At 37.5% G+C, this 14,967-nt stretch carries 13 protein-coding genes; 5 read left to right on the top strand and 8 right to left on the bottom strand.

Annotation, left to right across the window (positions count from 1 at the left end; all coding sequences use genetic code 11):
- Positions 1 to 18 precede the first annotated feature (18 nt).
- The 5 genes from ACSHWW_RS09445 to ACSHWW_RS09425 all read left to right on the top strand — a co-directional run bounded on the left by ACSHWW_RS09445 (position 19) and on the right by ACSHWW_RS09425 (position 6,505).
- Complete coding sequence (locus ACSHWW_RS09445; protein WP_435682199.1) at positions 19 to 474, top strand: MarR family winged helix-turn-helix transcriptional regulator; 456 nt, start codon at positions 19 to 21, stop codon at positions 472 to 474.
- Between the two features lies 1 nt (position 475).
- A complete protein-coding gene (locus ACSHWW_RS09440) occupies positions 476 to 2,884 on the top strand; it encodes a 3-hydroxyacyl-CoA dehydrogenase/enoyl-CoA hydratase family protein (protein ID WP_435682198.1) in 2,409 nt (802 codons plus the stop codon).
- 4 nt (positions 2,885 to 2,888) lie between these two features.
- Complete coding sequence (locus ACSHWW_RS09435) at positions 2,889 to 4,079, top strand: acetyl-CoA C-acyltransferase (protein WP_435682197.1); 1,191 nt, start codon at positions 2,889 to 2,891, stop codon at positions 4,077 to 4,079.
- A gap of 154 nt (positions 4,080 to 4,233) precedes the next feature.
- The gene (locus ACSHWW_RS09430; RefSeq protein WP_435682196.1) at positions 4,234 to 4,605 is read left to right on the top strand and encodes a four helix bundle protein; all 372 of its coding nucleotides are present in this window, start codon (positions 4,234 to 4,236) and stop codon (positions 4,603 to 4,605) included.
- A gap of 85 nt (positions 4,606 to 4,690) precedes the next feature.
- Positions 4,691 to 6,505 carry an acyl-CoA dehydrogenase family protein gene (locus ACSHWW_RS09425; RefSeq protein ID WP_435682195.1) on the top strand — a complete coding sequence of 605 codons (1,815 nt, stop codon included), beginning with the start codon at positions 4,691 to 4,693 and terminating at the stop codon, positions 6,503 to 6,505.
- 90 nt (positions 6,506 to 6,595) lie between these two features.
- Here ACSHWW_RS09425 and ACSHWW_RS09420 read toward each other — a convergent pair whose 3' ends face one another.
- The 8 genes from ACSHWW_RS09420 to efp form a co-directional block, all read right to left on the bottom strand.
- On the bottom strand, positions 6,596 to 8,284 hold the full coding sequence (locus ACSHWW_RS09420) for a DUF7619 domain-containing protein (RefSeq protein WP_435682194.1): 1,689 nt from the start codon (positions 8,282 to 8,284) through the stop codon (positions 6,596 to 6,598).
- A 124-nt stretch (positions 8,285 to 8,408) separates the two neighbouring features.
- Positions 8,409 to 9,224 (bottom strand): prohibitin family protein, encoded by an 816-nt coding sequence (locus ACSHWW_RS09415; protein WP_435682193.1) that lies wholly within the window; start codon positions 9,222 to 9,224, stop codon positions 8,409 to 8,411.
- A 113-nt stretch (positions 9,225 to 9,337) separates the two neighbouring features.
- Positions 9,338 to 11,359: a hypothetical protein gene (locus ACSHWW_RS09410; protein WP_435682192.1), complete on the bottom strand. Its 2,022-nt coding sequence runs from the start codon at positions 11,357 to 11,359 to the stop codon at positions 9,338 to 9,340.
- A 22-nt stretch (positions 11,360 to 11,381) separates the two neighbouring features.
- Entirely contained in the window at positions 11,382 to 12,128 is a 747-nt protein-coding gene (gene fabG, locus ACSHWW_RS09405) for a 3-oxoacyl-[acyl-carrier-protein] reductase (protein WP_435682191.1), read from the bottom strand.
- A gap of 68 nt (positions 12,129 to 12,196) precedes the next feature.
- Positions 12,197 to 13,069: a succinate--CoA ligase subunit alpha gene (gene sucD / locus ACSHWW_RS09400; RefSeq protein WP_435682190.1), complete on the bottom strand. Its 873-nt coding sequence runs from the start codon at positions 13,067 to 13,069 to the stop codon at positions 12,197 to 12,199.
- A 30-nt stretch (positions 13,070 to 13,099) separates the two neighbouring features.
- Positions 13,100 to 13,474, bottom strand: coding sequence for a nuclear transport factor 2 family protein (locus ACSHWW_RS09395; protein ID WP_435682189.1), 375 nt, complete (start codon positions 13,472 to 13,474; stop codon positions 13,100 to 13,102).
- Positions 13,474 to 14,400, bottom strand: coding sequence for a UDP-3-O-(3-hydroxymyristoyl)glucosamine N-acyltransferase (locus ACSHWW_RS09390; protein ID WP_435682188.1), 927 nt, complete (start codon positions 14,398 to 14,400; stop codon positions 13,474 to 13,476). Before ACSHWW_RS09390 ends, ACSHWW_RS09395 begins: the two co-directional genes overlap by 1 nt.
- Positions 14,401 to 14,967, bottom strand: a complete 567-nt coding sequence (efp, locus tag ACSHWW_RS09385; protein ID WP_435682187.1) for an elongation factor P — start codon at positions 14,965 to 14,967, stop codon at positions 14,401 to 14,403.

Raw genomic sequence — 14,967 nt, 5'->3', positions numbered from 1 at the left:
ATTCTTCAACACGAGTACATGAGAGATAAAACCATAGATTATACATTGCGAGCTACGTGGATGTCCATTTCAAAAATGTACAATGAACAAGCTGCTGTTAAAGGAAGCACCATGGCTACAGGATTTGCTTTAATTAGCATTGATCCTATAGATGGCACTCCTAGCACTGCACTAGGACCTAAAATGGGAATGGAGGCTACTTCCCTATCTCGTACTTTAAAAACAATGGAAGAAAAAGGGCTTATTTCCAGAAAGAAAAACCCTGAAGATGGACGAAGTGTTCTTATTCATTTAACAGAATTTGGATTAGAAATGCGTAACTTTTCTAAAAGCGTCGTGAAATCATTTGACACCGCAGTAAAGGAAAACATAGAACAAGAAAAACTTAATACATTTCTAGAAGTTGCACATAAAATCAATGATCTAGTAAGTCAAAAAAATATTTTTAAACATAAAACCATAGTCAACAAATAATATGGGAAAACGTAGAATTAAACATGTAACCGTAATCGGTTCTGGAATTATGGGAAGCGGTATCGCTTGTCATTTTGCAAACATAGGTTGCGAGGTTCTTCTTCTGGACATAGTCCCTAGAGAACTTACTGATAAAGAAAAGGCAAAAGACCTTACTCTAGAAGACAAAGTAGTCCGCAACCGTATGGTGAACGATAATCTTGCCGCTTCAATCAAGAGTAAGCCTGCTCCATTATATAACAACTCTTTTGCTAGTAGAATTACTACTGGAAATCTTACAGATGATCTATCTAAGATTAAAGATACCGACTGGGTAATGGAAGTTGTTGTCGAAAGATTGGATATTAAAAAATCTGTTTTTGAGCAAATTGAGAAACACCGCAAACCTGGAACATTAATCACTTCTAACACTTCAGGAATCCCTATTTCCTTTATGAATGAAGGAAGAAGTGAAGATTTCCAGAAACACTTTGCAGTAACTCACTTTTTCAATCCGCCACGATACTTGAAATTATTTGAAGTCGTTCCTGGTCCTAATTGTGATCCAGCAGTGACGGACTTCTTAATGGAGTATGGAGAGAAGTTTTTAGGTAAGACATCAGTTCTTGCAAAAGATACTCCAGCATTTATAGGTAACCGTATCGGTATATTCTCTATCCAGAGTTTGTTCCATACCGTTAAAGAAATGGGACTTACAGTTTCTGAAGTTGATAAACTAACAGGTCCAGTTATAGGTCGTGCAAAGTCAGCTACTTTTAGAACGGTAGACGTAGTAGGATTAGACACTTTAGTCCATGTGGCAAATGGTGTTTATGAAAACTGTCCTGATGATGAGCATAAAGACACTTTTAAACTTCCAGATTTCATCAATACGATGATGGAAAACAAATGGTTAGGTTCTAAAACTGGTCAAGGTTTTTACAAAAAGAACGTTACTAAGGAAGGAAAGAAAGAAATTCTTGCTTTAGACTTAGACTCTATGGAGTATGTTGCACAGCCACGTGCTAAGTTTGCAACTCTTGAGTTAACAAAAACAATTGATAACGTTGCAGATCGTTTTCCGGTTCTTATAAAAGGAAAAGACAAAGCTGGTGATTTCTATAGAAAATCATTTGCTTCACTATTTGCATACGTACAACATCGTATTCCAGAAATATCTGACGAGCTCTACCGCATTGATGATGCGATGAGTGCAGGATTTGGCTGGGAACATGGACCGTACCAAGTTTGGGATGCTGTAGGTGTTGCAAAAGGTGTGGAACTCATGGAAGCGATTGGTAAAAAACCAGCTGCTTGGGTAACTGAAATGCTAGAAAAAGGATTTGATTCTTTCTATACTGTTAAAGATGGAGCAACTTACTACTACTCTATCCCAGATAAAGATTATGTAAAGAAACCAGGTCAGGACGGATTTATCATCCTAGACAACTTGCGTGCAAATGCACCAGTATTTAAAAACTCAGGTGTAACAGTTCACGATATAGGTGACGGAATCCTAAATGTAGAATTTACCTCTAAGATGAATTCTATAGGTGGAGACGTTCTTGCAGGTATGAATAAAGCCATAGACATTGCCGAAGATCGTTTTGACGGACTTGTTGTTGCAAACAATGGTGCTAACTTCTCTGTAGGTGCAAACATTGGGATGATATTCATGATGGCTGTGGAGCAAGAGTATGATGAGCTTAATATGGCCATCAAACAATTCCAAAACACCGTAATGAGATTGCGTTACAGCAGTATTCCTACTATCGTAGCGCCACATCAAATGGCCTTAGGTGGTGGATGTGAAATGACCATGCACTCAGACGTTGCTGTTGCAAGCGCAGAGACTTATATCGGTCTTGTTGAATTTGGTGTAGGTGTAATTCCTGGTGGTGGTGGTTCTAAAGAGATGGCACTTAGAGCTAGTGACACTTTTGAGAAAAACGACGTTGAGTTAAACAGACTTCAAGAATACTTCTTAACTGTAGGAATGGCAAAGGTTGCAACGAGTGCTTATGAAGCATTTGACCTAGGAATTCTTAGAAAAGGAGTAGACCATGTAGTTGTAAATGATAATAGACGTATCGCTTTCGCGAAAGCGCAGGCAAGATTACTAGCTGATAAAGGTTATACACAACCTGCGATGCGCAAAGACATTAAGGTATTAGGAAAGCAAGCTTTAGGAATGTTCTTAGTAGGAACAGAGGCTATGAAATCTGGTAAGTACATCAGTGATCATGACTTGAAAATCGCTAACAAATTAGCTTATGTAATGGCTGGTGGGGACTTAAGTTCACCTACTCTAGTATCTGAACAATATTTACTAGATCTAGAACGTGAAGCATTCTTAAGTCTTACAGGAGAAAGAAGGACTTTGGAAAGACTTCAACACATGATCCAGAAAGGTAAACCTTTAAGAAACTAAGAAAATGACAAACGCATATATAGTTGCCGCAAAAAGAACGGCAGTAGGAAAATCAGGTCGTGGTGTTTTTAGATTTAAAAGACCAGACGAACTAGCGGCCGAAACTATTCAAGGAATGTTGAAAGACCTTCCTGATTTTGATAAAGGACTTATTGATGACATGATCATAGGTAATGCAATGCCTGAGGCAGAACAAGGATTGAACATGGCTCGTCAGATATCACTTCTAGCACTTGATAGAGTTGATGTTCCTGGAATTACCATAAACAGATGGTGTGCTTCTGGACTTGATGCAATAGGTGCAGCAGTTGCAAGAGTACAATCTGGAATGGCACAATGTATCGTCGCCGGTGGAGTTGAAAGTATGAGTTATGTTCCTATGGGTGGTTATAAACCTGCTCCAGCTTATAGCCTAGCTAAGCAAGGTCATGAAGATTACTATTGGGGAATGGGACTCACTGCCGAGGAAGTTGCAAATGAATACAATGTATCTAGAGAAGAGCAAGACCAATTTGCTTATGATTCTCACATGAAAGCTTTAAAAGCTCAAGCTGAGAATCGTTTCCAAGATCAAATCGTTCCTATCGATGTAGAAGAAACGTATCTAGACGAAGACGGAAAGAAAAAGACAAGAACTTATACAGTTACTAAAGACGAAGGTCCTAGACAAGGCACAAGCATGGAAGCACTTGCTAGATTGCGTCCTGTATTTGCTGCTGGTGGTAGTGTAACTGCTGGTAACTCATCTCAAACTAGTGATGGCGCAGCTTTTACACTTGTAATGAGTGAAGAAATGGTTAATGAATTAGGCATCAAACCTATTGCAAAATTAGTAAGTTTTGCTGTAGCTGCTGTCGAACCTAGAATCATGGGAATAGCACCAATAGTTGCTATACCAAAAGCTCTTAAACAAGCTGGTCTTAAAAAAGAAGACATGGCTCTTATTGAGTTAAATGAAGCCTTTGCAAGTCAATCTGTAGCAGTAGTAAGGGATTTAGGTCTTAATAAAGATGTTGTGAATGTTAATGGTGGAGCAATCGCTTTAGGGCATCCACTGGGATGTTCAGGTGCAAAACTATCTGTACAAATCTTTGATGAAATGAGAAAACGTGGAAATCAAGGAAAGCATTGTATGGTAACTATGTGCGTAGGAACAGGTCAAGGTGCGGCTGGAATTTTTGAGTTTTTAAATTAGATAGGTAGTAATCAGTAGTTAGACCGCTATGCTGTTAGTAGTTAGACTGTTAAGTATATGCTATAGTGTTAGAAGGATAAATTATTGTAACAGTATAAAATATCTTAAGTATTTCGCTTTCGCGAAAGCAGAGTCTTAACATAAAACTAAAAATATGCATCAATTTGAGAAACTAAAAATCTGGCAAAAAGCTATGGATTTAGTTGTTGACGTTTATAAAGCTACTGAGGAGTATCCTAATGAAGAAAAGTATGGATTAACCTCTCAAATGAGAAGAAGCGCTGTGTCCATTCCTTCAAATATAGCTGAAGGTTCTGGAAGGAATTCAAATCAGCAATTCAACTACTTTCTAGGCGTTGCATCTGGAAGTACATCAGAGCTAATAACTCAAACTTTCCTTTCAGAAAGATTAGATCTAATAAACGCTTCAACAATGAGAAATATAGTTGATCAATGTGTAGAGGTAAGTAAGATGAATGTTGCATTACAACGAACTCTGAACAAGTCAAAGAATAAAGAACTATAGTTATTTTTTTTAAATGTCTAAATACTAACAGCTAGCGCAGCTAAGCGATCTAAATACTAAGTACTAAGAGAAAGAATATAAAATTATGGAAAGTAATAAAGAAAAAAGCATGATCCGCGGTGGACAATTCATCGTGACTGAAACAAATCCACAAGATGTTTTTACTCCAGAGGACTTCTCTGATGAGCAAAAGATGATGCGTGAAAGCGTACAAGAATTTGTAGATAAAGAAATCGTTCCTCATAAAGAACGTTTTGAAAAGAAAGACTACGCACTTACTGAAGAGGTAATGCGCAAGGCAGGAGAAATGGGATTCTTAGGTGTCGCTGTTCCAGAGGAATATGATGGTCTAGGAATGGGATTCGTCTCTACCATGTTAGTTTGTGATTACATATCTGGTGCTACTGGATCTATTGCAACTGCATTTGGTGCGCATACAGGAATAGGAACTATGCCTATTACTTTGTACGGAACTGAAGAGCAAAAGAAAAAATACGTTCCTAAACTCGCTACTGGTGAGTGGTTTGGAGCTTATTGTTTAACAGAGCCAGGTGCAGGATCTGACGCTAACTCTGGTAAAACTAAAGCCGAATTAACGGCAGACGGAAAACATTACAAAATCAACGGTCAGAAAATGTGGATCTCAAACGCAGGTTTCTGTAGTGTGTTTGTAGTATTTGCAAGACTAGAAGATGATAAAAACATTACGGGATTCATCGTTGAAAATGATCCTAGTAATGGAATTTCAATGGGTGAAGAAGAGCATAAATTAGGTATTCACGCCTCTTCTACTCGTCAGGTATTCTTTAACGACTGTATGGTTCCTGTGGAAAACATGCTTGCTGGTCGTGGTGAAGGATTTAAAATTGCCATGAATGCATTAAATGTAGGTCGTATCAAACTTGCAGCTGCTTGTCTAGACGCACAACGTCGTGTGATCACATTGGCTACACAATATGCTAACGATCGTGAGCAGTTCAATACTCCTATTGCAAAATTTGGCGCTATAAGAAAGAAACTAGCTGAAATGGCTACTAATGCTTACGTAGGTGAAAGTGCTTCTTATCGTGCTGCAAAAGATATTGAAAACAGAATCCACAAACGTCAGGAAGATGGAGCAACATTTGCTGAGTCTGAATTGAAAGGTGTAGAAGAATTTGCTATAGAATGTTCGATTCTTAAAGTAGCCGTGTCTGAAGATATACAATCTTGTAGTGATGAAGGAATCCAGATTTATGGAGGAATGGGCTTCAGTGCAGACGCTCCTATGGAAGCAGCCTGGAGAGATGCTCGTATCTCACGTATTTATGAAGGTACTAACGAGATCAACCGCATGCTAGCGGTAGGAATGCTTGTTAAAAAAGCGATGAAAGGTCATGTGAATCTTCTAGAGCCAGCAATGGCAGTAGGAAATGAACTTACTTCTATCCCATCTTTTGATACTCCAGATTTCTCAGAGCCATTAAGCGAGGAAATGGATATGATAAAGAAATTGAAAAAAGTATTCTTGATGGTTGCAGGTAGTGCGGTACAAAAATTTGGCCCAGCACTTGAAGAGCACCAGCAATTATTACTTGCAGCATCTGATATTCTTATCGAGATCTATATGGCAGAAAGTGCGATACTAAGAACTCAAAAGAACATCGCTCGCACTAGTGTGGAAGCTCAAAAAGAGCAAATCGCAATGAGTAAATTCTATTTATACAATGCTGTAAAAATCATTCAAAATAGAGCCGAAGAAGGAATCTCAGGATTTGCAGAAGGTGATGAACAACGCATGATGTTAATGGGATTAAAGCGATTCACTAAATACGTGAACCTGCCTAATATCATCGAGCTACGTAATATAATAGCTGACAAAGTAACGGGAGAAAATAAGTATCCATTTACGATGTCATAACTCTTAGTTAAGTTAGATTAAGTTAAGTTGAAACCGCTATCAATGCCAAATGATAGCGGTTTATTTGTGTTTAAGAAATACATATCATGCCTATTTCACAATCAACTTCTCCAACTTCTTCCCTACCTCACTTTGAATCGTTACAAAGTAGATTCCGCTAGTGAGATGTTCGAGTAACAGTGTTTGTTGAATTCCGCTTTCGCGAAAGCGTTCTTGAGATACCATTCTACCATTTAAGTCCACTATGGTAGCACTTACTAAGTGGCTCGTAGCTGATAGATGAATCAAGTTAGTCGCTGGATTAGGATAAAGGCTTATAGAAGAATCTGTGGTTTCTACTGTGGATGCGGTGCTCATAACCGTTACAGTTTCTGTATTTGTAATAATTGGGAAATTGAAATCAAAGTAAATCTCGGCCGTATTATCAAAGCTGTCTCCGTCTACTAAGGAATTCAAGGTTTTAATTTTGAATAAGATATGACCGTCATTAGTAGCATCATTAAAATCTAGATTGATATCATCAAAATGGAATTCTACTTCGTTACCATTAGTTACACTCATGTAATAATCATGGCTGGCATCTACTGGTACGATGCTATTGACATCAAATTTAGAAGTATCAATCACGTCTTTGATACGCACATTTATAGCGCTAGCCGTTCCAGTATTTTCAAAACGGATTAAATAATCCAGATACTCACCTATCATTACAGGATCAATGGTTTCTCCTTGTAAGCAAGTCTTATCATTAGGATCGTAACTATTTACAACTACTTGGTCCAGATTGAAGGTATTATTCGTTACATCAACATCTGCTCCTGTGAGATAAGTTGACGCACTCAAGTTTAGAATATCATTTGCATTTAAAGGAAAAGTAGGATGTGTAGGTGGATTTAAGTTAAAATCTATTTCATAGGTCAAACTATCAAACGGATTCAACGTATAATTCCACGATAAGGAATTTGCAGTAGAAGCATTTGCAGCAGGAACAGCCATTAAAAAAGTCATGTAATCATCTTCATAGGTAAAAATTATCGTATCAGTTACCGGCAAAGTACTTTGATTTGTGAGTAGAATACGATAACTAGAATCAAATCCTGGTCGTGCTTGACTTATAGGAATTATTGTTACAGTAACGTCTTCTTGTAATACGATAGGTGTTAGACAAAAGTCTTGTACAGCACTATTGGTAGCATTTGGAAAAGTTAAAGTAGGTGATGAAGGAGAAACCGAAACGCTAGGATTTGAAAAGTTATTACTGATAGTGAAGGTTCCATCAAGAACATTTAGAGTATAGTTACCATTTGCATCAGTAAGAGCAAAATATTGATTTGAAGTAGTTGTTTCCACAGCTTGCACTAAAACTCCAGCTGCTATTGGATCTGTAACTGAACAGCCATTATTATCCTGATCGTAAGTAATAGTTCCAGTTATTGTGTTATAATTCCCAGGAACGAGTAAAGGTCCAGTCCAAGTTGAAAAACTATTCTGTCCACAAACAGATCTCACATAAAAATCATATAAAGTTCCTGGAACTAAGCCTGATACAGAATAAGGATTTGAGCCTACTACAGAGATTATTGTTCCACCAGAACCTTGAATGTATGGAGAAACTCCATATTCTATTTCCCAAAAAGTCGCAGTACCATTAATTGTCCATTCAATATCCACGGAAGTTCCTGTATAATTATTATAACCAATTTGCGTTACTGGCGGACACTGAGCACTGGATAAGTAAAAACTAAAAAGAAGTAGAAGGCTGAGTAGAAATGTTTTCATGATGCAAACTTTATTACTTAAAAGTAGGAATAATATATGACATCTTTATTTCTAGTACGTTAAGCCCATAAAAAAAGCGCAAACCTCACGATTTGCGCTTTTTGAAAATTGTAATCTTAACTATTTATTGGTTTCCTAAAATGATAGGTAATCCTCCACCATTTCCACCACCTACTACAACTACTTTAGAATTTTCAGATTCTGCTAATTTTAAGGTAGCCTCGATTCCTTTTTCCATTAGAATTTTATCTGTTAGGGATGCACTTAAAATCTTGTTGGCCACTGCTTTACCTTCGGCATCAATTTTTTGTCTTTGCGCCTCTTTAGTTGCTCTTGCGAGACGGAATTCATATTCTAGGGCTTCTTGTTCCTGCTCCAGTTTACGCTCAATAGCCGATTTAATTTTAGGCGGTAAAGTCACGTCTTCTACAAGAACTCTATTCACCTGAATATACTGACTAGATAATTCACGTTGAACTTCATCTAGGATCTCGTTTTGAATCACATCTCTTTTACTTGAGTATAATTGCTCTGGTGTATAACGACCTACTACACTTCTCGCTGCTGCACTGATCGCCGGCGCCAGAATTTGAGATTCATATTCACGACCTTTTTCTTGGTGTAAATAAGGCAACTTGTTATACTCAGGTTGATACCATACAGTTCCATCTACAGTCACCTCTAGACCATTAACTGAGAGTACTCTCATTTTATCACTCACAGAAAGCTGTCTTACTGGATAAATAATCATATCATTCCATGGAGCGATGATATGAAAACCTTCACCATAAGTATTCTCTCTATCTACACCATTATCCAGTGTCTTAAATAAAACTCCTGCCTGTCCAGACTCTATAACTACTGAGCTTTTAAGAACAATAATTACTAAAAGTACTACTGCTATAATGGCAAATAATCCTGCCTTTGGTAATTTTTCCATTACTATATTTATTTTAAGTTTAAAGTGTCAAGTTACAACACAAACGTTTGTTAGGTAACAAACAATAGTTAAAAGATTTCTTGAGCCTAATTGATACTGCTGATGCTAAAGACTTAGATAAGTCCGCTATATTTTCTCAAGAACCATTCAATTCCCAATAGTAATAATATCAATCCTAATAAATATTCCCAATCTATTAAACTCGCATAACTTACACTTGCTCGTTCTACTGGTTTCATTAAAGGATTTTCTAAAAGCTGTTGAACCACTTCATCTACTTGACCTTCATAGTAAACTTGATCAGCACCTACGAGCTGTTTCATACCTTTATCTTGAGCACTAATGAACTGTTTCTCTACGTCAAATTCAAGAATACTCAACGCACCACTCTTAGAAAGTTGATCATTTTCTACCTTAACAGTAAAACGATAATCGCCTGCATCAAATCCACTCAAGTCAACCGTGTAACTATTTCCTTCCAGTATAAATGGTCGCACCACACGTTTATTATCTGACTTGCGTATGAGAGTCATGTTAATGATTCCATTATCCTCAAACTCATAATTCTTATCTAGGTATTGAGCGTTGATGACAATTTTACGGTTTTGGTAATAGAAGGTTTCATAGTCCAGTTCCAGTCGGTTGCGCTTTTTATTTGACGCTAGATATTGCACCTGGCTGCCTACTAGATCATCCCAATTCTTAAACTCTTTTTCATCGAGATAACTTTGTGCTCTCCATCTCCAGAAACCATCTGCAAGGAGAACGGCATGTCTAGAATCATTTTCTTCATAGGTAAACCATAAAGGCTGTAAAGTCTCCACATCACCTATCATTTTATACATGAGCACATCTGGCGCTGTATTCATCTTAACTCCTCCAAAAGGGACTTTCACAGGTGGATAATCATCATAGTTGTAATCCTCCAGATTAAACGTGGAATACGCGGTATTTAAAATCGGTTGAACTTCATCAAATTCCTCGTCCAGTTCTACCTCATAAGCTGTTACCTGACTGTTTAAGAATTTAAAATCAGTACTTGGGCCAGTAGCTGTCCAGGTGTTTTTGTTGAGCTGTTTGGCTTGATTATACGCTTTCGCGAAAGCGTTTCCAGGACTATAAAATATCACCAAGTTATAATCATTCAAGTCTGGATTATCACTCGTGCTTTTAATTTCTACATCACGCTGCTGGTTTGTAGCAATTGCTTTTTTAAGCGCAGCAAGATCTGGATGCATGACGTCACTTAGAATCAACACCTTGGTTTGTTGATCGATGACTTCTACAGCAAAGTTGCGGTAGTTGTTTGATGTGTTTTTTTCGGCAGTAAGCGGTGTGAGAATCGCTCTCATGGACTGCGTTCCTACACGTTTACTAGTCAAATTTACATTCACTACGCGTGAAGGATTTTCCTTAGAAAAACTCAACTGTTCTTGATGTAAAGTCGTGTTGCCACTCATTATTTTAAATGAGGTTTTCACAGCTGCATCACCGCTGTAAGAAGTAAAAACTTCTATGGGAAATTCATTATTCAAGTAAGAATAACGATTCACGTTAAGTTGGCTGATTTTCAAATCTGGGTACTGAGTGGTGTCACCGTAGATGATGGGATAGACACCAGTTTTTGCATCTATTTTTGCATATGGATAGCTGTTACCGCTAGTTTGGTTTCCATCAGTTAGCAGTACAATCGCTTTATTGCGTTCTTTAAATAACTTTTGAGGTTGAGCAATAGCTTGATAAATATCTGTATCGCTACCTTTAAAATTTAGACTATCCAGTGGTGAAATCTCATTAGAGAAACCGAAAGATTGTATTTCAAAATTATCAACCAGATCTGGATGATTTAAGATACTGTTGTAATCAGTTTCTAAAGATATAGCCGCTTCTAGCTGCTCGATAGAACTAGAATTATCAACCTCTAGCAGTAGTAAGGGTTTTATGGTTTGATAAGTGGTTTTATCAAACTTAAGGTCTAAGAAAAGTATCAAAATAGCAAAAACCGTGAAGAACCTCAATAAGGCAAACCACGGTTTTCTTTTATTCTTTTTATGACCATAAAATATATAACCGTACTGGAATAGGGCTACGAGCGCTGCAACGATAGCCGCAAGAATGATCCATAATACAGTCATAGAAATTTACTAAGTAATAATATTAAGTAAGCATACCACCGTCCACGTTAAGTGTCTGGCCAGTTACATAAGTTGATAAATCACTTCCTAAAAACACACAAGCATTTGCAACATCTTCAGGAGAACCACCACGTTTTAATGGAATAGCATCTCTCCAACCTTGCACTACTTCTTCATTTAATTTACCAGTCATTTCAGTCTCGATAAATCCAGGAGCAATAGAGTTACATCTTATGTTTCTAGAACCTAACTCGAGAGCTACGGATTTAGAAAAACCTATGATTCCTGCTTTACTAGCAGCATAGTTAGTCTGTCCAGCATTTCCTTTAACACCTACCACACTACTCATGTTGATTATACTACCAGAACGTTGTTTCAACATAGTACGTTGAACAGCCTTAGTCATGTTAAATACTGACTTAAGATTCACCTCAATCACTTGATCAAAATCCTCCTCGCTGATGCGCATCAACAAATTATCTTTTGTAATTCCGGCGTTATTAATCAATATATCAACAGTTCCAAAATCTTCAACAACTTGTACCACAAGATCTTGAGATTCTTGAAAACTCGCTGCGTTACTTTTATAAGCTTTGGCTTTTACACCTAGAGCTGTTAATTCTTTTTCTAGTTCCAGCGCTGGCGCTTCAGAACTACTGTACGTAAAAGCAACGTTTGCTCCATGATTTGCATACACTTGAGCAATTCCTTTTCCTATACCTCTACTCGCTCCAGTAATAAGAGCTGTTTTACCTTCAAGTAATTTCATAGTTAGTTGAATTAAAAAAGCCTAGACTTCTCTTAAATTAAAAGAAGTCTAGACATTATAAATTAAAATTAGCCTAATACCTCAGCTACTTTTTTACCTATTTCTGCTGGAGAATCCACAACATGAATTCCACAATCTCTCATGATAGCCTTTTTTGCCTGAGCAGTGTCTTCATCTCCACCTACGATTGCACCAGCGTGTCCCATAGTACGACCAGCAGGAGCAGTTTCACCTGCGATAAATCCTATAACTGGTTTTTTATTACCAGTTGCTTTGATCCATTTTGCAGCGTCTGCTTCTAGTTGTCCACCTATCTCACCTATCATAACGATAGCTTCAGTTTCTGGGTCGTTCATGAAAAGCTCTACAGCTTCTTTAGTAGTAGTTCCTATAATAGGATCTCCACCTATTCCTATTGCTGTAGAAATACCATAACCTTGTTTTACCACCTGGTCAGATGCCTCATAAGTAAGAGTTCCAGATTTTGAAACGATACCTACTTTTCCTTTTTTGAATACAAAACCAGGCATGATACCTACTTTTGCCTCACCTGGAGTAATAACTCCTGGACAGTTAGGACCTACTAGTCGACAGTTTTTATCTTGAATATAGTCTGCAGCTTTTACCATATCTGCAACTGGAATACCTTCAGTAATCGTGATGATTACTTCTATTCCTGCGTCTGCAGCTTCCATAATCGCGTCTGCGGCAAATGCTGGTGGAACGAATATGATTGTTACGTTTGCTCCTACTTTCTCAACAGCTTCAGAAACAGTGTTGAAAACTGGCTTGTCTAAATGTGTCTGGCCACCTTTACCTGGTGTTACTCCACCGACTACATTTGTACCATATTCTATCATCTGGCCAGCGTGGAATGTTCCTTCACTACCAGTGAATCCTTGTACTATAATTTTAGAATCTTTGTTTACTAAAACGCTCATTTATATATATTTAAGTTGAGTTTTTCTTATTTATTGTTCGCTTGGGTGACTCGTTTGATGCACCTCAATTATCTTATTTTCTGAGACTTTAAAGATAGAGATAAAATAACCTACTGGCACTTCTTCTCTATTATTTTCTACCGTTCTTACGAACACTGTAAAACGAGCAGCAACCTCATCCTTATCGCTGATCATATGTGTTACTTCAGAACGCATACTTTCATAAGCTACAGATATCGCTTGAGTAAATCTTTTATAATCCTCATAATTGAATTCTCTGTAACCTGAACTGGCGTGCCAGTGCATTTTAAAATCTTTATGAAAATGGCTATCAAATTCTTCAGGTTTAACAAACACATCTGAATCTAAAAAGCTTCTTACAATTTTCTTTGCGGCTGCTGACATTAGTTATTTTTAATAAAGTTAGGTAACATTCTTATAGCTGCCAGCTCTCTAAACTTTTCTTTAGCATTTGAAGCTGGTGAACCGAACAGTACATCACCTGGTTTAACATCTTTTGAGACACCACTTTGTGCCATTATTTCACATCCTTTTCCTAGTCTTATATCACTACGTATTCCTACTTGTCCCCAGATTTTCACCTCATCTTCAATCACCACACAACCAGAAATACCAGTTTGACTAGCGATAAGCACATGTTTCCCTAAAACGGTATCATGTCCTATATGTACTTGATTATCAAGCTTACTTCCATAACCTATGGTTGTATCTCCACTAACTCCACGATCTATAGTACATAAACTGCCTATTTCAACATGGTCCTCTACAACTACGCGACCATTACTTAAAAGTTTATCATAACCTTCAGGTCTGCGTTTGTAATAGAAAGCATCGGCTCCTAGGACAGTTCCAGAATGAATGGTTACGTTATTACCTATAATACAACGATCGTTAATGGATACATTACTATGGATCACGCAATTCTCTCCTACGACTACATCGTTTCCTAGAAAGACATTGGGTTGCAAGATTGTTCCTTCTCCTACTTTTGGTGGGTTAGTATTCGCTTCCGCGAAAGCGTGAAAAGGAGCAAAATGCTGCGTTAATTTATTAAAGTCTCTAAAAGGATCATCTGAAATAAGGAGCGCTTTTCCTGCTGGGCAGTCTACTTTCTTATTAATAAGCACGATGGTCGCGTCGCTTTGCAATGCTTTATCGTAGTATTTAGGATGATCTACAAACACAATATCTCCTGGTGTCACAACATGAATCTCGTTCATACCGGTCACAGGAAATTCATCATCGCCCACGTACTCACAATTAATGAGCGCAGCGATATTTTTTAATCTATGTGTTTGAGAAAACTTCATTTACTCTTTCATGCGCTCGTGATAAGCACCTTTTTCAGTATCGATACGTATTTTATCACCTTCATTAATGAATAAAGGTACGTTTACTTGTGCTCCAGTCTCCACGGTTGCAGGTTTAGAAGCATTAGTCGCTGTGTTTCCTTTTAATCCAGGCTCAGTTGCTGTAACTTCTAGAACTACATATTGAGGCATATCCACAGAAAGCGGTGAATCGTCCTCAGTATTAATCTGAATTTTTACGATTTCTCCTTCTTTTAATAAATCTGGAGCATCAAGTACAGATTCCTGTAAACGAATTTGCTCATAATTCTCAGTATTCATAAAATGATAACCTTCCGGATCTTGATAAAGAAATTGAAATGCATGCGTTTCTACACGTATATCATCAATTTTGTGACCTGCAGAAAAGGTGTTATCGATCACCTTACCGTTTGTTACACTTTTTAATTTAGTTCTTACAAATGCTGGACCTTTACCAGGTTTAACGTGTAAGAATTCAACAATTTTATAAATGTCGTGATTGTATCTAATACACAATCCTTTTCTAATGTCGCTTGTACTTGCCAT

This window comes from Nonlabens sp. (genome assembly GCF_051251825.1).
GTDB lineage: Bacteria > Bacteroidota > Bacteroidia > Flavobacteriales > Flavobacteriaceae > Nonlabens.
This window is presented reverse-complemented; position numbering and strand designations above follow the sequence as displayed.